The sequence below is a fragment of the Bradyrhizobium elkanii WSM2783 genome (genome assembly GCF_000472865.1).
In the GTDB taxonomy this organism is placed as follows: Bacteria; Pseudomonadota; Alphaproteobacteria; order Rhizobiales; family Xanthobacteraceae; genus Bradyrhizobium; species Bradyrhizobium elkanii_A.
Genome location: NZ_AXAP01000014.1, coordinates 1 through 22,692 on the forward strand (window position 1 = coordinate 1; position 22,692 = coordinate 22,692).

The 22,692-nt window shown below is 63.8% G+C and carries 20 protein-coding genes; 13 read left to right on the top strand and 7 right to left on the bottom strand.

The genetic code is table 11. From position 1 onward, the window contains the following. Positions 1-310: 310 nt before the first annotated feature. Positions 311-454: a hypothetical protein gene (locus tag YY7_RS63090; RefSeq protein WP_245287282.1), complete on the bottom strand. Its 144-nt coding sequence runs from the start codon at positions 452-454 to the stop codon at positions 311-313. 326 nt (positions 455-780) lie between these two features. Between YY7_RS63090 and topA the strand changes: the two genes are divergently transcribed. The 7 genes from topA (at position 781) to YY7_RS0114790 (ending at position 9,394) form a co-directional block, all read left to right on the top strand. After that, positions 781-3,519, top strand: coding sequence for a type I DNA topoisomerase (gene topA, locus YY7_RS0114760; RefSeq protein WP_028163942.1), 2,739 nt, complete (start codon positions 781-783; stop codon positions 3,517-3,519). After that, entirely contained in the window at positions 3,520-5,850 is a 2,331-nt protein-coding gene (rnr, locus tag YY7_RS0114765) for a ribonuclease R (RefSeq protein ID WP_028163943.1), read from the top strand. It begins immediately after the preceding gene. Next, the gene (locus YY7_RS0114770) at positions 5,838-6,281 is read left to right on the top strand and encodes a DUF983 domain-containing protein (RefSeq protein WP_028163944.1); all 444 of its coding nucleotides are present in this window, start codon (positions 5,838-5,840) and stop codon (positions 6,279-6,281) included. Before rnr ends, YY7_RS0114770 begins: the two co-directional genes overlap by 13 nt. Positions 6,282-6,315: 34 nt before the next feature. Next, complete coding sequence (locus tag YY7_RS0114775; protein WP_028163945.1) at positions 6,316-7,065, top strand: NUDIX hydrolase; 750 nt, start codon at positions 6,316-6,318, stop codon at positions 7,063-7,065. Positions 7,066-7,168: 103 nt separating this feature from the next. Then, the gene (locus tag YY7_RS0114780; RefSeq protein WP_028163946.1) at positions 7,169-8,494 is read left to right on the top strand and encodes an LLM class flavin-dependent oxidoreductase; all 1,326 of its coding nucleotides are present in this window, start codon (positions 7,169-7,171) and stop codon (positions 8,492-8,494) included. Positions 8,495-8,618: 124 nt separating this feature from the next. Next, entirely contained in the window at positions 8,619-8,786 is a 168-nt protein-coding gene (rpmG, locus tag YY7_RS0114785) for a 50S ribosomal protein L33 (protein ID WP_027581235.1), read from the top strand. Between the two features lie 77 nt (positions 8,787-8,863). Then, the gene (locus tag YY7_RS0114790; protein WP_028163947.1) at positions 8,864-9,394 is read left to right on the top strand and encodes a hypothetical protein; all 531 of its coding nucleotides are present in this window, start codon (positions 8,864-8,866) and stop codon (positions 9,392-9,394) included. 16 nt (positions 9,395-9,410) lie between these two features. Here YY7_RS0114790 and YY7_RS0114795 read toward each other — a convergent pair whose 3' ends face one another. Further along, complete coding sequence (locus tag YY7_RS0114795) at positions 9,411-10,187, bottom strand: IclR family transcriptional regulator (protein ID WP_028163948.1); 777 nt, start codon at positions 10,185-10,187, stop codon at positions 9,411-9,413. Positions 10,188-10,469: 282 nt separating this feature from the next. Between YY7_RS0114795 and YY7_RS0114800 the strand changes: the two genes are divergently transcribed. From YY7_RS0114800 to YY7_RS0114810, 3 genes are all read left to right on the top strand, one after another. Further along, positions 10,470-11,366, top strand: a complete 897-nt coding sequence (locus YY7_RS0114800) for a polysaccharide deacetylase family protein (protein ID WP_035690137.1) — start codon at positions 10,470-10,472, stop codon at positions 11,364-11,366. Further along, complete coding sequence (locus YY7_RS0114805; RefSeq protein ID WP_028163950.1) at positions 11,363-12,385, top strand: asparaginase; 1,023 nt, start codon at positions 11,363-11,365, stop codon at positions 12,383-12,385. The genes YY7_RS0114800 and YY7_RS0114805 overlap by 4 nt, the downstream gene beginning before the upstream one ends. Before the next feature lie 86 nt (positions 12,386-12,471). Then, positions 12,472-13,710 carry an MFS transporter gene (locus YY7_RS0114810; protein ID WP_028163951.1) on the top strand — a complete coding sequence of 413 codons (1,239 nt, stop codon included), beginning with the start codon at positions 12,472-12,474 and terminating at the stop codon, positions 13,708-13,710. Positions 13,711-13,797: 87 nt separating this feature from the next. Here YY7_RS0114810 and YY7_RS0114815 read toward each other — a convergent pair whose 3' ends face one another. Further along, complete coding sequence (locus YY7_RS0114815; RefSeq protein ID WP_051396708.1) at positions 13,798-15,204, bottom strand: ammonium transporter; 1,407 nt, start codon at positions 15,202-15,204, stop codon at positions 13,798-13,800. Positions 15,205-15,747: 543 nt separating this feature from the next. Then, positions 15,748-16,983 carry an MFS transporter gene (locus YY7_RS0114820; protein ID WP_028163953.1) on the bottom strand — a complete coding sequence of 412 codons (1,236 nt, stop codon included), beginning with the start codon at positions 16,981-16,983 and terminating at the stop codon, positions 15,748-15,750. 134 nt (positions 16,984-17,117) lie between these two features. Here YY7_RS0114820 and YY7_RS0114825 point away from each other — a divergent pair, with 134 nt between their 5' ends. Continuing rightward, entirely contained in the window at positions 17,118-17,702 is a 585-nt protein-coding gene (locus YY7_RS0114825; RefSeq protein ID WP_028163954.1) for a TetR/AcrR family transcriptional regulator, read from the top strand. Between the two features lie 262 nt (positions 17,703-17,964). On the opposite strand, the gene YY7_RS0114830 is transcribed toward YY7_RS0114825, so the two are convergent. Together YY7_RS0114830 and YY7_RS0114835 are read right to left on the bottom strand one after the other, a co-directional pair. Beyond that, positions 17,965-19,338 (bottom strand): PleD family two-component system response regulator, encoded by a 1,374-nt coding sequence (locus tag YY7_RS0114830; RefSeq protein WP_028163955.1) that lies wholly within the window; start codon positions 19,336-19,338, stop codon positions 17,965-17,967. Positions 19,339-19,353: 15 nt separating this feature from the next. Then, complete coding sequence (locus tag YY7_RS0114835; RefSeq protein ID WP_027581229.1) at positions 19,354-19,719, bottom strand: response regulator; 366 nt, start codon at positions 19,717-19,719, stop codon at positions 19,354-19,356. Positions 19,720-19,944: 225 nt separating this feature from the next. Here YY7_RS0114835 and YY7_RS0114840 point away from each other — a divergent pair, with 225 nt between their 5' ends. Beyond that, positions 19,945-20,244 (top strand): DUF3572 domain-containing protein, encoded by a 300-nt coding sequence (locus tag YY7_RS0114840; RefSeq protein WP_028163956.1) that lies wholly within the window; start codon positions 19,945-19,947, stop codon positions 20,242-20,244. Continuing rightward, entirely contained in the window at positions 20,223-21,530 is a 1,308-nt protein-coding gene (locus tag YY7_RS0114845; protein WP_035690139.1) for a DNA polymerase IV, read from the top strand. Before YY7_RS0114840 ends, YY7_RS0114845 begins: the two co-directional genes overlap by 22 nt. Before the next feature lie 133 nt (positions 21,531-21,663). Here the strand turns inward: YY7_RS0114845 and YY7_RS0114850 are convergent, their stop codons facing one another. Next, positions 21,664-22,527, bottom strand: a complete 864-nt coding sequence (locus YY7_RS0114850) for a cell envelope integrity EipB family protein (RefSeq protein WP_028163958.1) — start codon at positions 22,525-22,527, stop codon at positions 21,664-21,666. Positions 22,528-22,692 lie beyond the last annotated feature (165 nt).

Below are 22,692 nucleotides of genomic sequence, written 5' to 3' on the forward strand. Positions count from 1 at the left end.
TCGATATCGACCGCTCGCAGTTCGACCTGGTCGCGCACCGGCTCGCGCAGCCGCGGCGCACCGCGCCGCACTGCTTCGGCCCGTGGCTCCGCTTGNTCCGGCAGCTCTCCAAACAACTCGTCACCAGCCATCATCCCCCTCCTGCAAATCAATCCGCGAAGAGAATCACAGCTGCCACGCGCCCGATATAAAAAGATTCACAGTCTCGTAGGATGGGTAGAGCGGAGCGAAACCCATCATTCGCGCGGTTTGCTTCATCGCGATGGGTTTCGCTGTGCTCTACCCCTCCTACCGGGACGGTGCGTCCCCCTCACGACAGCTTGCGCTTGCTGCGCAGCCGCAGCCGTTCTTCGGCCTCGAGCTTCGCCATGCCCAATAAATGGCTCAAAACCTCCAGCCGGTGACGTTCCGCGAGCTTCACCAACTCGGTCACAGTCTCCGCAATGAAGGCCACGGCCTCGTCAGGGCCGCCCTCCTCGCCGGGTTCATCCAGTTGCGATCGCTTTTCCCGACCGGAAGCGGAGCGCTTCCGGCGGCCTCCCGCCCTAGCCAAAAATTTTTTCCAAAAGCATCATTTTGGAATGAGGATAGGGCCTTTTCGGCCGCAACTCTAGGACGCATTCTGCAACTTCCTAGATATTAAGTCGTAGACCGGCCCCACCCTCTCAGTATCCTTCGATTTGACAGGGGGCCCCTCAACACCCATGTTCGCCCCGACAGAGGGGATCGCGAGTCTCGCGGAGCCCGCTTTCAGTTCCTCCCCTAAGCTATTGGAATGACATGAATATCGTCATTGTGGAGTCGCCGGCCAAAGCCAAGACTATCAACAAATATCTGGGCTCCTCCTACGAGGTCCTGGCCTCGTTCGGCCATGTCCGCGACCTCCCCGCCAAGAACGGATCGGTCGATCCGGACTCCAATTTCCAGATGATCTGGGAGGTCGATCCCAAGGCTGCCGGCCGACTCAACGACATCGCCAAGGCGCTGAAGGGTGCCGATCGCCTGATTCTCGCGACCGACCCTGATCGCGAGGGCGAGGCGATCTCCTGGCACGTGCTGGAGGTGTTGAAGGAGAAGCGCGCGCTGAAGGATCAGAAGATCGAGCGCGTGGTGTTCAACGCCATCACCAAGCAGGCGGTCTCGGAAGCGATGAAGACGCCGCGCCAGATCGACGGCGCGCTGGTCGACGCCTATATGGCGCGCCGCGCGCTCGACTATCTCGTCGGCTTCACCCTCTCCCCGGTGCTCTGGCGCAAATTGCCGGGCGCGCGTTCCGCCGGCCGGGTGCAGTCGGTGGCGCTGCGTCTGGTCTGCGACCGCGAGCTCGAGATCGAGAAGTTCGTACCGAGGGAATATTGGTCGCTGGTCGCGACGCTTCTGACGCCCCGCGGCGACGCCTTCGAGGCACGGCTCGTCGGCGCCGACGGCAAGAAGATCGCGCGGCTCGACATCGGCTCGGGCGCGGAAGCCGAAGATTTTCGTAAAGCCATCGAAGCCGCGCTGTTCAAGGTCGCGACCGTCGAAGCAAAGCCCGCCCGGCGCAATCCGCAGGCGCCCTTCACCACATCGACGCTGCAGCAGGAAGCCAGCCGCAAGCTCGGCTTCGCGCCGGCCCACACCATGCGCATCGCGCAGCGGCTCTATGAAGGCATCGACATCGGCGGCGAGACCACCGGCCTCATCACCTATATGCGTACCGACGGCGTGCAGATCGATCCGTCCGCGATCACCCAGGCGCGCAAGGTGATTGGCGAGGACTTCGGCAACGCCTATGTGCCCGACGCTCCGCGCCAGTACCAGGCCAAGGCCAAGAACGCACAGGAAGCGCACGAAGCGATCCGCCCGACCGATCTCTCGCGCCGGCCCAACGACCTGAAGCGGCGGCTGGATAACGATCAGGCGCGGCTCTACGAATTGATCTGGACCCGCACCATCGCCAGCCAGATGGAATCCGCCGAGCTCGAGCGCACCACCGTGGACATCGAAGCCAAGGCCGGCTCGCGCGTGCTGGAATTGCGCGCCACTGGGCAGGTCATCAAGTTCGACGGCTTCCTCGCGCTCTACCAGGAAGGCCGCGACGACGACGAAGACGAAGACTCCCGCCGCCTGCCCGCGATGAGCGCGGGCGAGCCGCTGAAGCGGCAGGACCTTTCCGTCACCCAGCATTTCACCGAGCCGCCGCCGCGCTTCTCGGAAGCCTCGCTGGTCAAGCGCATGGAAGAGCTCGGCATCGGCCGTCCCTCGACCTATGCCTCGATCCTGCAGGTGCTGAAGGACCGCGGCTATGTGAAGCTAGAGAAGCGGCGCCTGCACGGCGAGGACAAGGGGCGCGTCGTGATCGCGTTCCTGGAGAGCTTCTTCCGCCGCTATGTTGAATACGACTTCACCGCCGATCTCGAGGAACAGCTCGACCGCATCTCGAACAACGAGATCTCCTGGCAGCAGGTGCTGAAGGATTTCTGGCGCGACTTCATTGGCGCGGTCAACGACATCAAGGATCTGCGCGTCGCCGAGGTGCTCGACGTGCTCGACGAGATGCTGGGTCCGCACATCTATCCGCCGCGCGCGGATGGTGGCGATCCCCGGCAGTGTCCGACCTGCGGCACCGGCCGATTGAACCTCAAGGCCGGCAAGTTCGGCGCCTTCATCGGCTGCTCGAACTATCCGGAATGCCGCTACACGAGGCCGCTCGCTGCCGATTCCGAGGCTGCCGCCGACCGCGTGCTCGGCCAGGATCCGGACACCGGCTTTGATGTCACCGTGAAGGCGGGACGGTTCGGCCCCTATATCCAGCTCGGCGAGCAGAAGGATTATGCCGAAGGCGAGAAGCCGAAGCGCGCCGGGATTCCGAAGGGCACCTCGCCGAGTGACGTCGATCTCGAACTTGCGCTCAAGCTGTTGTCGCTGCCGCGCGAGGTCGGAAAGCATCCCGAGACGGGAGAGCCGATCACCGCCGGCATCGGCCGCTTCGGCCCGTTCGTGAAGCACGAGAAGACCTACGCCTCGCTCGAGGCCGGCGACGAAGTCTTCGACATCGGCCTCAACCGTGCGGTGACACTGATCGCGGAGAAGATCGCCAAGGGTCCGAGCGGACGTCGTTTCGGCGCCGATCCCGGAAAACCGCTCGGCGATCATCCGACGCTTGGCGCGGTCGCGCTGAAGAACGGTCGCTATGGCGCTTACGTCACGGCGGGCGGCGTCAACGCGACGATCCCGAGCGACAAGACGCCCGACGAGGTGACGCTTACGGACGCGATCGCGCTGATCGACGAGCGCGCAGCCAAGGGCGGCGGCAAGAAGGCCAAGAAAGCCAAGGCGGAAAAGGCCGCCAAGGCCGACGGCGACGCCGCGGCAAAACCTGCCAAGAAGGCGGCGGCGAAGAAAGCGCCGAGCAAGCCGAAATCGGATGCCGCCAGCAAGGCGCGCGCCCCGGTGAAGGCAGCGAAGACATCAGCGGCAAAACCTGCCGCAACATCGAAAACGCCCGCGAAGAAAAGCGCGGGCAAGGCTCGAGGGTAAGTGAAGCAAAAGCCTGACCATGGCTTTCCGGCCAGGGACGCCATTGTCGCCTTTATCCGATCCAATCCCGGAAAAGTCGGCACGCGGGAGATCGCGCGCGAATTCGGGTTGAAGAACGCCGATCGCGTCGAGCTGAAGCGCATGCTGCGCGAGCTCGCCGACGACGGCACGATCGCCAAGCGCGGCCGCAAGATTCATGAGCCGGCCGCGCTGCCGCCGACCGTGATGGCCGACGTCACCGGCCGCGATGCCGACGGCGAGCTGATCGCAACGCCGACCGAGTGGGATACGGAAGAGAACGGCACCGCGCCGAAGATCCGTATCGTCACGCCGCGCCATCAGAAGCGCGGCACCACCGCAGGGGTCGGCGACCGCGCGCTGCTGCGCATCGAGATGGTCGGTGATGCCGACGGCACGCCCTATCGCGGCCGCATCATCAAGGTCATCGACCACGCCAGGACCCGCGTACTCGGGCTGTTTCGCGCCCTCCCCGACGGCGGCGGCCGGCTCGTGCCGGTGGACAAGAAGCAGGCCGGGCGCGAACTCAACATCGCCAAGGCCGACGCCGGCGGCGCCAAGGATGGCGACCTCGTCAGCGTCGACCTCGTTCGCAGCCGCGGCTTCGGTCTGGCGTCGGGCAAGGTGAAAGAGCGGCTCGGCTCGATCGCGAGCGAAAAGGCGATCAGCCTGATCGCGATCCATACTCACGAAATCCCGCAGGAATTTTCGCGCGGCGCCCTGCGCGAGGCCGAGGACGCGAGGCCCGCGACGCTGCAAGCGCGCGAAGACTGGCGCGACGTGCCGCTCGTCACCATCGATCCGCCGGACGCCAAGGATCACGACGACGCCGTGCACGCGGAAGCCGATCCCGATCCGAACAACAAGGGCGGCTACGTCATCCATGTCGCCATCGCCGACGTCGCCTACTATGTGCGGCCGGGTTCGGCGCTCGACCATGATGCGCTGATCCGCGGCAACTCGGTCTATTTCCCGGACCGCGTGGTGCCGATGCTGCCCGAGCGCATCTCCAACAATCTCTGCTCGCTGGTGCCGGGCGAGCCGCGCGGCGCGCTCGCGGTGCGGCTGGTGATCGGCGCCGACGGCCGCAAGCGCTCGCACACATTCCACCGCGTGCTGATGCGCTCGGCCGCCAAGCTGCACTATGCGCAGGCGCAAGCAGCAATCGACGGTCGGCCGGACGACACCACCGGTCCCCTGCTCGATCCGATCCTGAAGCCGCTCTGGGAAGCGTACCGGCTCGTGAAGCTGGCGCGCGACGAGCGCGATCCGCTCGACCTCGATCTGCCCGAGCGCAAGATCCTCTTGAAGGCGGACGGCACGGTCGACCGCGTCATCGTCCCCGAACGTCTCGACGCGCACAGATTGATTGAGGAATTCATGATCCTCGCCAACGTCGCCGCGGCCGAGACGCTCGAGAAGAAAGGCCTGCCGCTGATCTACCGCGTGCATGACGAGCCGACGCAGGAGAAGGTTTACAACCTCCAGGAATTCCTCAAGACGCTCGATCTTCCCTTCACGAAGGCCGGTGCGCTGCGGCCGTCGATTTTTAACCGCGTGCTGGCACAGGTCGAGGGCGAGGATTACGAGTCGCTGGTCAACGAGGTGGTGCTGCGCTCGCAGGCGCAGGCCGAATACTCCTCGGAGAACTACGGCCATTTCGGCCTGAACTTGAGGCGATACGCGCATTTCACCTCGCCGATCCGGCGCTACGCCGACCTGATCGTGCACCGTGCGCTGATCCGCGCGCTTGGGCTCGGCGATGGCGCCCTGCCGGACAGCGAGACGCCGGAGACGCTTGCCGAAATCGCCGCCGAGATTTCGATGACGGAGCGGCGCGCGATGAAGGCCGAGCGCGAGACCGCCGACCGGCTGATCGCGCATTATCTTGCCGATCGCGTCGGCGCCAGCTTCCAGGGCCGCATTTCCGGCGTCACCCGCTCCGGACTGTTCGTCAAGCTCGACGACACCGGCGCGGACGGCCTCATCCCGATCCGGACGCTTGGCACCGAATATTACGACTATGACGAGAAACGGCATGCCCTGATCGGCTCCCGCAGCGGTGCCATGCACCGATTGGGTGACGTGGTCGACGTGCGTCTGGTAGAAGCTGCTCCGATCGCCGGCGCACTACGCTTTGAATTGCTGTCGGGCGGACAGGCCATTCCGCGTGGCAGAAAAAGCGAGGGCCGGCGCGAACGGAAGAAAGAAGTGCGTGGTGCGAAAGCGGGTCGCGCGCCGAGCAAGAAGGATCGCAAGCCGGGCAAGCAAAAGTCCGGCAAATCAAAGCGAGGCAAGTCATGGAAACGCTGAAGCCCGCGACAACGGTATGGACCCGCGACGCTGTGCCGGTCGAGCGGCGCGACCTATGGACGGCCTTGAAGCGCGGCTTTCGCTGCCGCTGCCCACGCTGCGGCGAAGGCAAATTGTTTCGCGCCTTCCTCAAGGTCGATGGTCACTGCCCGGTCTGCGACCTGGATTTTTCGCACCATCGCGCCGACGACCTGCCGGCCTATCTCGTTATCGTCGTCGTCGGCCACATCGTGGTGCCGCTCGCGCTGTGGATCGAGACCAACTATTCACCGCCGGTCTGGCTGCAACTCTCGATCTATCTGCCGCTGACTTTGATCTTGTCGCTGCTGCTGTTGCAGCCGATCAAGGGCGCAGTCGTAGGTTTCCAGTGGGCGATGCGCATGCACGGTTTCGACGAGAACGCGCCAGACGATCTTCCGCCGATCCGATAGCCTTAAATTCAAAAAAATAACAAACGGGGATGGAATGACCGAAGCAGCGACCGCGATCAAAGCGGAAGTCAAGGAAGAAAAGGAAGCGGATCATCATCCGTATTTCCGGCCCAAGGATGCCGCGACGCTGATCCTGATCGATCGCTCCAGCGCGAGGCCGAAGGTGCTGGTCGGCAAGCGTCACGACAAGGTCGTGTTCATGCCCGGCAAATACGTCTTTCCCGGCGGCCGCGTCGATGCGGCCGACAACCGCGTCCCGGTCGCCGCTCCGATCAGCAAGGAGCTCGAGACGAACCTGCTGAAGGGCAGCCCGAAGATCACGCCCGGCCGCGCGCGTGCGCTCGCCAATGCGGCGATCCGCGAGGCCTGCGAGGAGACCGGCCTGTGCCTCGGCCGCAAGGCTGAGAAGCCCGGCAACCTCGATGGTCCGTGGAAGCCGTTCGCCGATGCCGGCCTGTTGCCCGACCCCTCCGGCCTGTTCCTCATCGCGCGCGCGATCACTCCGCCCGGCCGCGTCCGCCGCTTCGACACGCGCTTCTTCACGGCGGATGCCTCCGCCATCGCCCACCGCGTCGAGGGCGTGGTGCATGCCGATGCGGAATTGGTCGAGCTGGTCTGGGTCGAGATCGGCTCCGAGCCATTGGCGGACGCCCATGCCATGACCAAGAACGTGCTCGCCGAGCTCGACCGGCGGCTCGCCACTGGTCCCCTCAGCCACGACGCCCCGGTGCCGTTCTTCCATTTCTACGGCGGCAGGATGCAGAAGGACATTTTGGGAGCGTGACAGGCATGTCGCGCAAGTGTGCAAAAACAAAATAATCTTCCCGGTGGCGCCGCCGTGCTTCGTGCCTATCTGCTTCTGAACGACCCACACGGAAACGGGGCAGATGGCACAGCGTCAACTCAAGCTCGGCGCGTTCATGCGGCCGATCAGCATCCACACCGGCGCATGGCGCTATCCCGGCGCCTGGCCGGACGCCAATTTCAACTTTTCCCATATCAAGCAGCTCGCCCAGAAGCTGGAAGCCGGCAAGTTCGACGCCTTCTTCATGGCGGACCATCTGGCCGTGCTGAACATGCCGATCAACGCGCTGAAGCGCAGCCACACCGTGACCTCGTTCGAGCCGTTCACGCTGCTCTCAGCGCTCGCGACGGTGACGGAGAATATCGGCCTGGTCGCGACCGGCTCGACCACGTTCGACGAGCCCTATCATGTCGCCCGCCGCTTTGCCTCGCTCGACCACATCAGCGGCGGCCGCGCCGGCTGGAATATCGTCACCACCTCCAATCCGGATGCGGCGCTCAATTTCGGGCTCGACGACCATATGGAGCATGCCGAACGCTATCGGCGCGCGCGGGAGTTCTACGACGTCGTCACCGGGCTCTGGGATTCCTTTGCCGATGATGCCTTTGTGCGCGACGTCGAATCCGGGCTCTTCGTCGATCCTTCGAAGATGCATGTGCTCAATCATGAGGGAAAATACCTGAAAGTGCGCGGTCCCCTGAACATCGCACGCCCGGTGCAGGGCTGGCCGGTGATCGTGCAGGCCGGCGCATCGGAGGACGGCAAGCAGCTCGCGGCGGAGACGGCGGAAGCGGTGTTCACCGGTGGCGGCAGCCTCAGCGACGGGCAGAAGCTTTATGCCGACATCAAGGGCCGCATGGACAAGCTCGGCCGCGACCGCGAGCATCTGAAGATCCTGCCGGGCGCCTTCGTCGTGGTCGGCGACAGCGTCGAGGAGGCCAAGGAGAAGCGGGCCTTGCTCGACAGCCGCGTGCATTACGACAGCGCGATCGCCTCGCTCTCGGTGATCCTGGGCACCGATGCGTCCGGATTCGATCCGGATGGGCCGTTGCCGCCGATCCCCGAAACCAATGCCAGCAAGAGCGGGCGCCAGCGCCTGGTCGACGTCGCCGCGCGCGACAAGCTCACCGTGCGTCAACTCGCACAGCGCGTCGGCGGCTATGGCGGGCTGGCCTTCGTCGGCACTCCGAAACTGATCGCCGACCAGATGGAGGAATGGCTAACGAGCTATGCCTCCGACGGCTTCAACATCATGTTCCCGTACCTGCCGGGCGGGCTCTACGATTTCGTCGACAAGGTGGTGCCGGAACTGCAGAAGCGCGGGATCTTCCGCAAGGAGTATGAAGGCAAGACGCTGCGGGAGAATCTGGGCCTGCCGCGGCCGAAAAACCGGTTTTTCGCGCACTGATCCGCCCGAATTGGGCCGGTTTGGGTCCGGAAAACCTTGACTTTGGGCCGATTCTGACTAGTTTGCCGGCCAAACGCGGGCCGCTTGGCCGGCTCCTATACCCCACATTTCCTGAGGTTTTGACATGGCCAAGGCGGTCACCATCAAGGTCAAGCTCGTGTCGTCCGCCGACACCGGCTACTACTACGTCGCCAAGAAGAATTCGCGCACCATGACCGACAAGCTGGTCAAGAAGAAGTACGATCCGGTCGCGCGCAAGCACGTCGAATTCCGCGAAGCCAAGATCAAGTAAGATCGCGGGACACTACCCACTCGAACGGGGCCTCGCGGCCCCGTTTTTATTTTGTGGCCCGGGGGCACAGGGCTCACATGATCGCAACCTTGGACGAAGGAAGCGTTGGCGGTTACTCGGTCGCATATGGCCGCGAGGACATCTACTTTCCCGTCTACATCACCGCCGCCCTCGCCGCGATCTTCTTCACAGCCACCTGGATCACCGGCGCGCTGTATTGGCTGGCGCTTGCGGCTGCGGCGGCTGGCTTCACCTACTACAACATTCCCCTGCTGGAGACCGGGCGCCCGACCATCGGCGCCAATCAGTACGGCATCTTCATCCAGGCCTTCGGCCTGATCCGGTGGCGCGCCATCGAACGCATCGACCTCGTCCAGATCGCCGAGCGCGCGATGACCGTCCATGAATTGCAGATCGCGCTCAGCATGCCCCTCAGCGGCGCGCTCGTCGCCGACTGGCGCAAGCAGCCGGCCTATCGCCGCTTGATGCGGCTGCCGTGGCGCATGGATCACCGCGCCGTGGTGTGCGTCAACCTGGAGCCATTCGACCGGTCGCCCGACGACATCCATCGGACGTTCCTCAGGATGTGGCGTTACTACCGGAGCTAAGTGGCTTTGTGTCTGCTCAGACGAGGGCGGCGATCTCGTCCGCGGCTTTGCGAAGATCCGGCAATAACTCGACGACGCGTTCCATCGTCATGCGTTCGCTGGTCGAGGCCACTGCGACGGCGGCCACTGCCGCGCCGGTGGGGCCGAGCACCGGCAGGCCGACGGCAGTCACGCCCGGAACGGCTCGGTTGCCAATCAACGCATAGCCCGTCTTGATCGCTTGCCGCCGCAGCCGGAGCAGTTCGTTACCGCTCATATTGCCGTAGGCACGCAGCCAAGGCTCGTTGTCGGCCACGACCTCATCTGCATCGTCGTCGCTCAGCGCGGCGAGCAGCGCAAGGCCGCCAACAGTGATGCCCAGCGGATGCCGCGCGCCGAGCGGCACCGACGGCGTCTGGATCGGATGGGTACCTTGCACTCTGTCGACGCAGACGCTGTCGTTGGCGCTGCGGATGAAGAGGAAAGACGTGTCGCCAGTGCGCTCCGCGAGTTGCTGGAGCATTGGGTGACAACTCCGATGCATCGTGAGCGCGCGCGCGGAGACGAGGCCGATCTCGAGTGCGAAGGATCCGAGCACGTAGCGACGGGAGCCGTGCTCGCGCGCGAGCAGCCCCTCGTCAACCAGCGTCGCGAGCAGACGGTGTACGGTCGGCCGCGGCAGCGCGAGCGCGGCAGCAATGTCGGCGAGGCGAACGCCTCTCCCTTGCCGTTTCGCGACCAGCCGCAGAGCGCGGATTGCACGCGATATGGTTTGCGTCCCTGCGATCGACGTCGCTGACGTGTCTGCCACCATAGACAACCTGGCTCCAGAGTATTCCGCACGAAATAATTTCAATATGTGGAATATTTAAGCTGCCCCATCAAGCCGGATCTATACCGCATCCCCGTAGAGCGTCATTCAAGGCACCCGATGAATGCGTGAAATTCTGAATGAGGGACGCTCTATTCCGGTATTTGAAATTCACATGGAATTTCATCGACAGAATGTAGGGGTTTTTGACTGTTTTTGTGATGCCGCTTATCGTCGATGCAATTCCAATTAATGGAATTCTCTTACGGCGATAGGTTTTCTGTGATGACTCACGACCGGCCCGGTTTCTCCATCCGGGAACGCATTCCGTACGATCCGATCATCGGTCGCCGCTTTCGGCTTCCGGGAGGAGCGCGCGTCGCGGTATGGACGATCGTAAACGTTGAGACCTGGGATCCTGCCGGCGCGATGCCGCGTAATGTGCTGTCGCCGCCGATGGGGCAGCCGCTGTTGCCCGATATCCCCAACTGGGCTTGGCACGAGTACGGCATGCGCGTCGGTTTCTGGCGCTTCGTCGATGTGCTGGCGACGCGCGGTCTGAAGGCTTCGTTTGCTGTCAACGGCTCGGCGATCGCTAGCTATCCCGCGGCCTGCGCAGCGGCACGCGACGCCGGATGGGACTTCATGGGCCACGGCTATGTGCAGGGACCGATGCACGGCGTCGCCGACCAGGCCATGGCGATCCGCGAAACCGTCGATGCAATCCGCAGCTTCACCGGCAAGCCGGTGCGCGGCTGGGAAAGTCCCGGCCTGACCGAGACCAGCGATACGGTCGATCTGCTAGCGGAAGCTGGCATCGAATACGTCGCCGACTGGGTGCTGGATGACCAGCCGGTTTTCATCAGGACCCGCGCCGGCGATATCGTCTCAGTGCCCTACACCGTCGAGGTCAACGATGTGGTGCTGTCGGCGATCCAGCAGCAGCCGTCGGACGCTATCCTCCAGCGCGGACGCGACCAGTTCGATCGTCTCTACCAGGAGGGCGCCTCGATCCCGCGGGTCATGGCGATCAGCATCCATCCCTATTTGACCGGCGTTCCGCACCGCATCCGCTATCTCGAGGCCCTGTACGATCACATCCTGGCGCATGAGGGGGTGTTGATGTGCACCGGCGCCGAGATTCTGGACATCTTCAAAAGCCAGACGGGCGACAAGTCATGACACGCCCGCGCATCCTGCTCGTGTCGACCGGAGGTACCATCACCATGACGGGCGGCGTCGGCGGTGGCATCGCGCCGGCGCTGACCGGGGAGGATCTGGCCCGGGCCGTCCCCGAACTCGACACGATTGCGGCACTCGACGTGGTCACCTTCTCCACCAAGCCGGGCGCCTCGCTGACACTATCGGATTTGGCTGAGATCGCCGCGCTGATCGATGCGCGTCTGGGCGGCAACGATGCGGGAGCCGTCGTGGTGCAGGGCACCGACAGTATTGAGGAAAGCGCCTTCGCTCTCGACCTTATCGTCAAGTCGAACAAGCCGGTCGTGGTGACCGGTGCCATGCGGGGTGCCGCCTCGCCGGGTGCGGACGGGCCGGCCAATCTGCTCGCCGCAGTCACGGTTGCGACGGCGCCGATCATGACCGGCTGCGGCACGACGGTCGTCCTTAGTGACGAGATTCACGCTGCGCGCCATGTCGCGAAGGCCGACACCTCATTGCCCGGTGCTTTTCGTTCGCCGACGGCAGGGCCACTCGGCCGGGTCGCGGAAGGGGACGTGTGGCTGCTGTTCAAGCCGGAGCGCCTGCCTCCGCTAGCGCGAGTGGTCGCTACGACTGTCCCTCCGGTTGCGCTGGTGCGGATCGGACTCGGCGACGACGGCCGCCTGCTCTCAGCCCTTGCCGGTCTCGGCTATCGTGGCGCGGTGATCGAGGCGATGGGCGCCGGACATGTCCCCGCTAGCGTCGCCCCGCTCGTCGGCGCGCTTGCAGAAGCGATGCCCGTCGTGCTGGCGAGCCGCACCGGTGCCGGGCCTGTGTTCACACGAACCTACGGCTTCGACGGCTCCGAGATCGATCTCATCCGCCGCGGCGTCATCCCCTCTGGCATGTTGAGCGGCGTCAAGGCTCGCCTCCTGCTGCAACTCTTGCTCGGACAGGGGCTCGCACGGGACGAGATCGCCAGTGCTTATGCCGAGCGATCCGAAGGCCACCGCAGCCGGCGGGAGCGGGAGGCGGTCTAGCAGCGGCCTCGTCACCGTCGCCGCATCGAGTTTTGCCCTCCACACAAGCGCGCAAGGGTACGCGCAGGGAACGGAACCACATTATCATGAGCACACCGCAGAGCACTTCATCCGTCACCGGCAAGGATGGCAAGCGTGAGAAGATCGCATTGGCGATGTTCGTCGTCCTGCTGCTGTCCTACGTGGTGAACGCGATGGACCGCCAGCTCTTCTCGCTGCTGGCGACGGATGTCCGCAGGGCGCTGAACCTTTCGCTGCCAGAGGTCGGGCTGGCCTCCACCATCTTCACGCTTGGCATGGGGCTCGCCGGCATTCCGACCGGCTACCTGCTGCACAACATGTCGCGTCGGGGCGTCACCCTCCTCGGCCTCGTCATCTTCTCGGCGGCGACGCTGTTGACCGCCTATGCCACCGGCCTGCCCGATCTCTTGGTCTACCGCTTCGTCTCGGGCCTCGGCGAAGCGATGCAGCTCACTGCGATCCTGGCGATCGGGACGACCTACTTCCTCAACCACCGCGCCATGGCGGCAAGCTCACTCAACTTCACCTTCGGCATCGGCGCCATCGCCGGCCCCAATCTCGGGGCCGCCATCCTGAACGCGGCGCACTGGCAGATGCCGTTCATCCTCTTCGGCCTCGCCGGCATCCCGGCCCTAATCCTGATCCTGCTTTTCGTGCGCCCATGGTTCAGCGAGGCGAGCGTGACCGAGCAGGCAGCCGCGGGCGGCCCGGAGGAAGGCGCCGCCGACAGCCTGTGGTCGGCCCAGCCGCTGTTGCTGGCGGCCGCCACCGTATTCGCTGGGCTCGCGATCTACGGCTATCTCGGTCTGTACCCCACCTATCTGCGCGAGGCGGTCGGCTTCACGCCCAAGGAAGCCGCGCTCGCCGTGAGCTGCTACGGCTTCGGCGCGCTGTTCTCGTTGATCGGCGGCTGGTCCGGCGACCGGTTCGACTATCGGAAGCTGCTGTTGATCTCGCTGCTGATCGCCGCTGCGTCGGGAGGGGTGCTGTTCACCCAGCTTGGCCACTCGCTGACGCTGCATATGGCGGTCTCCCTTATCTTCGGCGTCGCCATTAGCGGCATGGTCTATGCGAACCTCTCCGCCGGCATCATCAAATCGGTGTCCCGGAAGAAGGCGGCCGAGGCGTCAGGCCTGTTCGTTGCGGCGCTCTACATTCCCGCCGCCTTCGCCGGCTATCTGCTCGGCCTGCTGAAGACTGCGCTCGGCTGGACGCCAGCCGGGGCGCTGCAGCTCTCCGGCTGCGCCCTCGTAGCCGCCCTGCTCTGTCTGGCCACGAGCCAAGTGCAGCGGAAACCACGCTGACGGACGCGATCCGCCGGATGGTTCGCTGCTTTTGCAGAAATGACACCGCCGAGTTTCGACCCGGCGGCAAGAACAGCGAGCGCCGGTCTAGTGCACCACTTCACCATGCAGCGCGAGGTCGAGGCCGTCGCGCTCGGCGTCCTCGTGCACCCGAAGCCCGACGAACACCTTGACCGCAGCGAGGATGATCAAGCTGACGACGGCATCGTAAACGATCACGGAGGCCACGCCGACGCACTGGTTGAAGAACTGACCAGCGTTCCCCTCCAGAACGCCGGCCGTCCCCCCGTATTGTTCGACCGCGAACACGCCGGTGAGCAGTGCCCCGACGATGCCGCCAATCGCATGCACGCCGAAGCAATCGAGCGCGTCATCATAGTTGAACGTGCGCTTCAAGCCGGTGCATCCCCAATAGCAGAAGACGCCTGCGCCAATTCCAATTGCAAAGGCGCCGATCGGTCCCACGAAACCGGAAGCCGGCGTGATGGCAACGAGGCCGGCAACTGCGCCCGAGCAGATGCCGACGACAGTCGGCTTGCCCTTGAGCGACCATTCCACCAGCATCCAGGTGAAGGCGGCGACGGCCGTGGCGATCTGGGTCACCAGCATGGCCATGCCGGCCTGCATCCCTGCCGTGACGGCGGAGCCGGCATTGAAACCGAACCAGCCAACCCAGAGCAAAGAGGCCCCGATGAAGGTGAGAACCATGTTGTGAGCAGGCCCCGTCTCCTTGCGCTTGCCGAGCATGATGGCGCACATCAGACCTGCCACGCCGGCATTGATATGCACGACGGTACCGCCGGCGAAATCGAGCACCTTCACCCATGCGTTCTCGTTGGCAGCGGCGAAGACGCCGTCGGGTCCCCAGACCCAGTGCGCAACCGGCGCATAGACCAGGATCGCCCACAGGCCGATGAACCACAGCATGGCCGAGAATTTCATGCGCTCGGCAAATGCGCCGGCAATCAGCGCCGGCGTGATGATCGCAAATGTCATCTGAAAGCAGATGTACACGGCCTCGGGAATGGTTGGAGCAAGCGGATTGGGATTGCCAATTCCGCCCTTGCCGATGTCGCTCAGGATGTCCTTGAGGAACATGCGATCGAGGCCGCCGACAAAGGGCGTGCCAGCGCGAAATGCCATGCTGTAAGTCAGAATGGCGAATAAAATGGTGACGAGGCAGGTGACCGCGAAACTGGTCATCACGGTGTCGCCGACGTTCTTCTTGCGCACCATGCCGCCATAGAACAGGCCGAGGCCCGGGATCGTCATCATCAAGACGAGCGCGACGGATGTGAGCATCCACGCCGTGTCACCCGAGTTCGGCGTGCACTTTTCAAGGACCTTGCCGCCGCAGGCCGGCGGCGTCGCGTCCTGCGCAAACGCAATGTCGCCGAGTGCGAGACCGAGGAGCGCAATTGCCAGGAAAGTCGCCAGGAAAGCAGCCGCGAATTTCACGAGCCTTTGGCTCGCATAGGTCCTTGAGTGCATCATCTTTCTCCCGTCGCAAGAGAAGTCGGCGAAAGGCTTGAAGAGAGGCTTTGCCGCGCCGGCACACGCGCGGCTTGCTGCTCAACGGACGTCACCAAATGTCTGCTGTGGCCCGCTCGTCGGGTTTTCGCAGTGCTTTGGAGCGCCGCAATTGGCCTGCAGTGCTTGCCCAGAATTGGCAACGTGCCCGCCCAGGGCACAAAGCTCGGGCAACTCGGCGCCGCGGCACGGCCGTCGAGTTTCAGTGGCTTGGGGTTGGCGGCGACTAGCCTCATGGGCTGCCAGCCTTTTCAGAGACACCAAAGTCGGAAGACGTCCGTGTCGCTCTCCGACTCCCAATTCTTAGCCAGACTTAATCAAGTTTCGTGCCACCAACCATGCAGAGAAAACCCGTTGAATCAACATCGTCTCTCGTTCACCAACGCGTGAACTGACTTGGCTACTGCCGATTTTGACAGCACCTCACTGACCATAATTTAATCAGCCCCGATGGCCGTCGGCATGGCGCAGCAGTCCTCCGCGGAGGACTAGCCACCGGCGCGGACTTTACGCCGCCTTCAATAGCGGCGGCTGCGAGGGCCGCATCAGCGCAAACGCCACCTGGATGATGCCGCCGGCAAGCCCCAGCGCGACGCCGATGCGCCAGGCCATGGTGTAGGAGCCGAGCGCGTCGTACAGCAGCCCTCCCCCATAGGCGCCGAGGAAGCTGCCGATCTGGTGGCTCATGAAGGCGAGCCCCTGGATCATCGCCTGCCAGCGCAGCCCAAACATCTCCGCCACGGCGCCCGCGACCAGCGGGCCGACGCCCATCCACAGGAAGCCCATGATGGCTCCGAACAGCAGCGTGGAGGCAGGCGTCGCCGGCAGCATGAAATACCAGGCGAGCGCCAGCGAGCGCAGGATGTAGATCATGCCCAGCAGCGCAAGCTTGTTCCAGCGCTGGCCGGCCCAGCCGAAGAAGAGAGAGCCGAGTACGTTGAAGCCGCCGATCATGCCGAGCGTCTGCGCGCTCAGCATCGGGTCGAGGCCGCAGATCGCGAGATAGGACGGCAGATGCGTGGTGAGGAAGACAAGCTGCATGCCGCAAACGAGATAGGCGCAAGTCATCACCACAAACGAGGCGTTGCCGAGCGCTGCTCGCGCGGCAATGGCTGCGGTGGCCTCGCCGATGTCCTCGGATGACCTTGGCTTGGGCAGCGGAACCTTGTCGATCCGCCCCGCGTACCAGGCGGCAGGAATCATCGCGAGCGCCAGCACCACGAAGCCGAGCAAACCGACGCGCCAGCCGAAACCTTCATTGAGAAGCTGTCCGATCGGGGCGGACAGCAGCGCGCCGAGCGATCCGGCACCGGAGACGATGCCAAGCACCGTCGAGCGCACCGTCTCGGGCACCGCGCGGGCAGCGACCGACATCGCGATCGCGGCTGCCGTGCACGCCATCGAGGTACCGATCAGGACCCCACCGCCGATCATGACGCTGATGACGCCGTGCGCGCCCGCCATGAACGCAAGGCCCGCGATATAGAGCAGCGAGCCAACCACCATGATCGGGCGAAAGCCGTACCGTACCGTCATGGCGCCGGCGAGCGGCTGCAGGAAGCCCCAGGCGAGGTTCTGCACCGCCAGCGCCAGCGTGAAGTCGGAAACAGAAATCCGGATGTCGTGCGTCAGCGGCTGCATGAAGATGCCGAGGCTCTGGCGCAGGCCCATGCTCAGCGTGAGCATGATCGAGGCTCCGATCAGGATGGGCAGCGTGGGACGCAGGACTTGCAGCAAGGGCATTGTTTTTGTTCTCCCTATCGATGGCGGCACAGCAAAGCCCATCTGCGATTCACGCGTTTTTTAGTTACACAGATCTGTTTACTTTGGCTACAATACGAAGATACTGTCAAGCGAGTGAGATACGGAGCCAACGCATGGCTTCTCCGCACCAGAAACAGACGATGAAGGAGCGCATCCTTCAGACCGCCGACCGGCTGTTCTACCTGAAGGGCATTCGCGCCATCGGCGTCGATACGATTTCCGCGGAGATCGGCATCAGCAAGCGCACGCTCTACAACCACTTTCCGTCCAAGGACGCATTGATCGCGGCCTATCTGGAGCATCGCTTCGTGCAGCCGAGGCCGTCGGACAAGTCACCGGTCGAGCAGATCCTCGGCACCTTCGATGCGCTGGAGCGTCGTTTCGGCGCCAAGGATTTTCGTGGCTGCCCCTTCGTCAACGCGGTCGCCGAACTCGGCAGTGAAGACAAGTCGGTCAAGAAGATCGCCATCGCCTTCAAGGAAAGTCGGCGGCTGTGGTTTCGCGATCGATTGGTCGAGCTAGGCGTTGCCGATCCGGAGGGGCTTGCGATCCAACTGCAATTGCTGGTCGATGGCTCGATCGCGCAGGATCTCGTCCGCGACGATCCCGCGATGGCGCGCGCGGCGAAAGATGCGGCGCGGGTGCTGCTGGAGAATGCCGGGGTGAAGGTCAGTAGCCCGGATGAAGCGAAAGCGTAATCCGGGGGCGGACGATGAGCGCACGTGCCCGTGGAGAGAACCCCTCACCCAAACGAGTACGTTGCTGGCACCGGAGCAGCCCCCTCCCACAAGGGGCGAGGGCGCATCAACCGGCACCTGCAAGGCAGGGACGAATTCTGTTCGAACGGCGATGGCGCGTCGTTTCCTTCTCCCCTTGTGGGAGAAGGTGGCGCGCATGCAATGCGCGACGGATGAGGGGTTCTCTCCGCGGGCACGCCGCATCCCGCGCGCTACGGAGCGGCTATGCCGCCGCTGAGACGACCCTGTTCCGGCCATCGTGCTTGGCGCGGTAGAGCGCGTTGTCAGCGCGTTTGAGCACGTCGGAGACCGACTCGCCCTTGCGCTCCAGCGTGGTGAGACCGATCGAGATCGTGACCTCGATGCGGTTGGCGCCCTTGTTGATGGAGAAGGATTCACCGGCGATCGAGCGGCGCAGGCGTTCGGCGACCATGCTGGCGACGTGAAGGTCGGTTTCAGGCATCACGATCACGAATTCTTCGCCGCCATAGCGGCAGGCGAGATCAATGCCGCGGATCGATTTGCGGATCCGTGTCGCGAAGTCGCGCAGGACGTCGTCGCCGGCGTCATGACCATAGGTGTCGTTGATCGCCTTGAAGTAATCGATGTCGAGGATCATCAACGCCAACGGCTTGCCGCGGGCGGAGGCCTGTTCGGCGAGGGTCCCCAGATGGCTTTCCATGTAGCGGCGGTTATGCAGCCCGGTCAGCGCGTCCGTGATCGCCATCTCGATCGAGTTCTGCACATTGTCGCGCAGATGATCGGTATAGCGCCGGCGCCGGATTTGCGTGCGTGCCCGCGCCAACAGTTCGTTCTTGTCGATCGGGCGCAGCAGGTAATCGTTGACGCCGATCTCGAGCCCACGCAGCAGCCGCGCATTGTTGTCCGCATCCGAGATGGCGAGGATCGGCAATTGGCGGGTCCGCTCCAGCGAGCGCGCCTGGCTGCAAAGCCGCAGGCCGTCGTAATTGTCGAGGCTGAGCGAGACAATCAGCAGGTCGTAATTGCCCTCGGCGGCATTGAACAGCGCTTCCGCCGGGTTGGTCTCGACATCGACCGTATGCTCGGCCGACAGCATCGGTGCGAGCCGTTCGTAGGACGACGGCCGGTCGTCGACCAGAAGGATGCGGCCGCCAAGCCCCTTGTCGGCAATCGCGCTGCGTTCGGGCGCCTGCATGCCGATCTCGAGCGAGGTGATCGCGCGCATGCGCAATTCATCGGTCATCATCTTCAGTCGCGTCAGCGAGCGCACGCGTGCGATCAGCACGACGTCGGACACCGGTTTGGTCAGGAAGTCGTCGGCGCCCGCTTCCAGCCCGCGCACGCGATCGGCCGGGCTGTCGAGAGCGGTGACGATGACGACCGGAATGAAGTGCGTGGCCGGGTTGGACTTGAGGCGGCGGCACACCTCGAAGCCATCCATGTCAGGCATCATGACGTCGAGCAGGATGATATCGCACTCGGCACGAGCGCAGATCTGCAGGGCCTCGGCGCCGTTGGAAGCGGTCAGCACGTCGAAATATTCGGCCGACAGTCGTGCTTCCAACAACTTGACGTTCGCGGGAACGTCATCGACCACGAGGATACGCGCAGACATCGAAACTCTACTCCCCTACCCGATAAAGCGTCGGACAGTCTCAATGAATTTGCCGACCGAAATTGGTTTGGACAAATAGGCCTCGCATCCGCCCTCGCGGATACGTTCCTCATCGCCCTTCATCGCGAACGCCGTGACCGCGACCACCGGGATCTTGCGCAGATCGGGATCGTCCTTGATCCAGCGCGTGACTTCGAGCCCGGAGACCTGCGGAAGCTGGATGTCCATCAGGATCAGGTCGGGATGCAGCTTGCGGACCAGATCGAGCGCTTCGAAGCCATTGCTCGTGCCGGAGGTCTGATAACCGTGCGCCTCCAGCAGGTCGCGAAAGAGCTTCATATTGAGCTCGTTGTCCTCCACGATCAGGACGGTCTTGGCCATCCCGTCCCTCCAAAGCCGTAAGAAACAGTCCCTGATACGGTACGTTCGATACCGCGCTCGGGCGCGTCGAAATGTAAAATCAAACTAGCGCCAGATTCGCTCAAACCCGTTAAGCCCGACGCTATCTTGTGTGGCGTGGTTTCCACTTGCTTGAACAGGTCCGAAAGACTCGGGCATGATGCGTCTCATTAGAGAACATAAGTTAACGGAAAGGCAAACCGGCCGTTGAAAAAGCCTGTTCAAAATCCCCGCGAAGTAGCTGAAATCGTTGCGGTTCAGGCGCTGGGTTTCATTGCCGGCGACCCCGAAAGGCTGGGCCTGTTCCTCGCCGAGACGGGAATCGGCCCGGAGACGCTCCGCTCGGCCGCCTCCGATCCAAAGTTCCTTAGCTCGGTGCTCGATTTCGTGATGCGGGATGATGCGACCGTGCAGGCGTTTGCGAAGGCTTCCGAGCTGCACCCGACCAACATCGCCGCGGCCCACCAGGTCTTGAACGATCCCAAATGGGAACGCGACGTGCCGTGAGCGCTCCGCTCACGAGCAACGGCCCCCGCTGCTTCTGCCGGGATTGTCTCGGCGATCTCGACTTCAAGGCAAGGCGCTGCAGCCATTGCGGCTCGCCGCGCCTGGTTCGCCATGACGCCCTGCCCCGGCTTGCGCTGGCGCATATCGATTGCGACGCCTTCTACGCCACGGTCGAAAAACGCGACAATCCTGATCTCGCCGACAAGCCTGTCATCATCGGCGGCGGCAAACGCGGCGTGGTCTCGGCCGCCTGCTACGTCGCGCGGACCTTTGGCGTGCGCTCGGCCATGCCGATGTTCAAAGCGCTTGAGCTTTGCCCGTCGGCAACCGTGATCCCGCCGGACATGGCGAAATATGTTCGCGTCGGCCGCGAGGTGCGCCACGCGATGCAGGCGCTGACGCCCCTGGTCGAGCCGTTGTCGATCGACGAGGCCTTCCTCGATCTCTCCGGCACCGAGCGCGTCCACGGCATGATCCCGGCGAAGGTGCTCGCGGGCTTTGCCCGCGACGTCGAGCGCAATATCGGCATCACCGTATCGGTCGGGCTGTCCTGCAACAAGTTCCTGGCCAAGATCGCGTCCGACCTCGACAAGCCGCGCGGCTTCGCCACGCTCGACCAGGACGAAGCGCGCGAGATGCTCGCGGACAAGCCGGTCGGATTCATTTTCGGCGTCGGCCCTGCGACCCAGGAAAGGCTGATCCAGCGCGGCTTTCGCACCATCGCCGACCTGCAGCGCGCGGACGAGAACGAGCTGATGAGGCAGTTCGCCAGCGAAGGCCGAAGGCTATGGCGGCTTGCGCGCGGCATCGACGACCGCCGCGTGGTAGCCGATCGCGGAGCCAAGACGATCTCGAGCGAGACCACGTTCGAGAACGACATCCGCGATTTCGTCACGCTGGAAAGGCTGCTGTGGAGATTGTCCGAGAAGGTCTCGGCGCGGCTGAAGAACAGCGAGCTTGCAGGCTCCACCATCACCTTGAAGCTGAAGACCGCCGATTTCCGACCGCGCACCCGCTCGCAATCGATCGCGGCGCCAACCCAGCTCGCCGGAAAGATCTTTGCGGTGTCGCGCGAGATGCTGGCGAAGGAGATCGACGGCACCGCCTTCCGCCTGATGGGCGTCGGCGTCAGCGCGCTGCGGCCGGGATCGGCGGCCGACGACACCGACATGCTCGACCGACGCTCCGCCCATGCCGAGCGCGCGATGGATGACCTGCGGAAGAAGTTCGGAAATGCGGCGGTGATTAGGGGGATTTCTTACAAGGGGCCGGCGAAGGCGGAGTGACGCCGACCGTCTTTCCGCTGTCATTGCCGGGCTTGACCCGGCAATCCATCCACTCCGAAAGAAATCTTTTGAAGGGCGATGGATGCGCGGGTCAAGCCCGCGCATGACGAGCAGAGCGCAATCGCCCTCCTGGTCACTTACAGGGCTTCGAGTCCTTGACGTCGAACTTGCCCATCGCGCCTGATATCACGAAGTCATTGTAATCCAGCACCAGCGCACGGGAGACGCCGTTCTCATAGAGCTCGAACGACATCGCGTAGACCGGCGTCTGCTCGCCATCAACGGCCTTGGCGTCCCGGTCATAGTAGCTCACCGTCACCGGCCAGCGGGTCATCGCTTTCATCGCATCGTTCGTGCTCGAAGCATCGGGCGACGCCGGCGCGCGCTCGCCGGGGATCGGCTGTCCGATCACCGAAAGCGTGTTGTAGACCTTTTCGCCATTGTCGGAGCCGTCATAGACCGTGAGTTCGAGCACGCTCTTGCCCTCGCGCGCAGCAGTGATGATGTGCTGGATCTGCTCGGTCGGAAATACGACTTTGCCGTCGAGCTGAAAGGTCTTCGCCACCGGCTGCTTCAGCTTGACCGTGATGTGGTCGCCCACCCGCTCCGCCACGCCATCCACCGGCGCGGAATCGCCGTCGTTCATCCGCGTATCGATCTTGAACCGGTAGCTCTTGCCGGCGGCATCCTCCCAGGACGAAGAGCGCAGGTCGGAGAGCGTAACCTTGCCCTCGCCGCTGTCGAGCTCCGATACCTGGCGGAATTCGGATGTGTAGCCCTCGCAGGTGCTGCCGGAGAAATTGTAGAGGATGCGCCCGCGCACGCCGCTGATCGCGTTGGAACCACGCGACTTCACGAGATTGAGCTCGTAGAGCGCCTGATGCGACAGAAACGGCACCGTTCCGGCCGTCGCCGCTCCGTTGGTGAATCCCGATCCTGCGGCTACGGCAATAGTCATCGCCAAAACGCGAGGCGGAATCCGGAACAGGCGGGCCATGTATATCCCTTTAGGAAACGGGCGATTCGTCACAATAGTGACGGCTCTATTGCGCCGCAACTGGGGCAGTTTCACAAAAAGGTAACGCCGAGGACGCGAGTGATGCGTTTTTCGGCATATTTCACCGGGGCTTACGCAGAAAGCGCCGTCCTTGACCGATCCGCG

Coding starts and splice junctions, on each gene's coding strand:
- YY7_RS0114835 (WP_027581229.1), bottom strand. CDS start 19,719: ATGGCCAAGACCGTCCTGATCGTGGAGGACAACGAGCTCAATATGAAG.
- YY7_RS0114850 (WP_028163958.1), bottom strand. CDS start 22,527: ATGGCCCGCCTGTTCCGGATTCCGCCTCGCGTTTTGGCGATGACTATT.
- YY7_RS0114780 (WP_028163946.1), top strand. CDS start 7,169: ATGGCACAGCGTCAACTCAAGCTCGGCGCGTTCATGCGGCCGATCAGC.
- YY7_RS0114795 (WP_028163948.1), bottom strand. CDS start 10,187: ATGGTGGCAGACACGTCAGCGACGTCGATCGCAGGGACGCAAACCATA.
- YY7_RS0114770 (WP_028163944.1), top strand. CDS start 5,838: ATGGAAACGCTGAAGCCCGCGACAACGGTATGGACCCGCGACGCTGTG.
- YY7_RS0114800 (WP_035690137.1), top strand. CDS start 10,470: ATGACTCACGACCGGCCCGGTTTCTCCATCCGGGAACGCATTCCGTAC.
- YY7_RS0114815 (WP_051396708.1), bottom strand. CDS start 15,204: ATGATGCACTCAAGGACCTATGCGAGCCAAAGGCTCGTGAAATTCGCG.
- YY7_RS0114810 (WP_028163951.1), top strand. CDS start 12,472: ATGAGCACACCGCAGAGCACTTCATCCGTCACCGGCAAGGATGGCAAG.
- topA (WP_028163942.1), top strand. CDS start 781: ATGAATATCGTCATTGTGGAGTCGCCGGCCAAAGCCAAGACTATCAAC.
- YY7_RS0114825 (WP_028163954.1), top strand. CDS start 17,118: ATGGCTTCTCCGCACCAGAAACAGACGATGAAGGAGCGCATCCTTCAG.
- YY7_RS0114845 (WP_035690139.1), top strand. CDS start 20,223: ATGGGAACGCGACGTGCCGTGAGCGCTCCGCTCACGAGCAACGGCCCC.
- rpmG (WP_027581235.1), top strand. CDS start 8,619: ATGGCCAAGGCGGTCACCATCAAGGTCAAGCTCGTGTCGTCCGCCGAC.
- YY7_RS0114790 (WP_028163947.1), top strand. CDS start 8,864: ATGATCGCAACCTTGGACGAAGGAAGCGTTGGCGGTTACTCGGTCGCA.
- YY7_RS0114820 (WP_028163953.1), bottom strand. CDS start 16,983: ATGCCCTTGCTGCAAGTCCTGCGTCCCACGCTGCCCATCCTGATCGGA.
- YY7_RS0114805 (WP_028163950.1), top strand. CDS start 11,363: ATGACACGCCCGCGCATCCTGCTCGTGTCGACCGGAGGTACCATCACC.
- YY7_RS0114830 (WP_028163955.1), bottom strand. CDS start 19,338: ATGTCTGCGCGTATCCTCGTGGTCGATGACGTTCCCGCGAACGTCAAG.
- YY7_RS0114775 (WP_028163945.1), top strand. CDS start 6,316: ATGACCGAAGCAGCGACCGCGATCAAAGCGGAAGTCAAGGAAGAAAAG.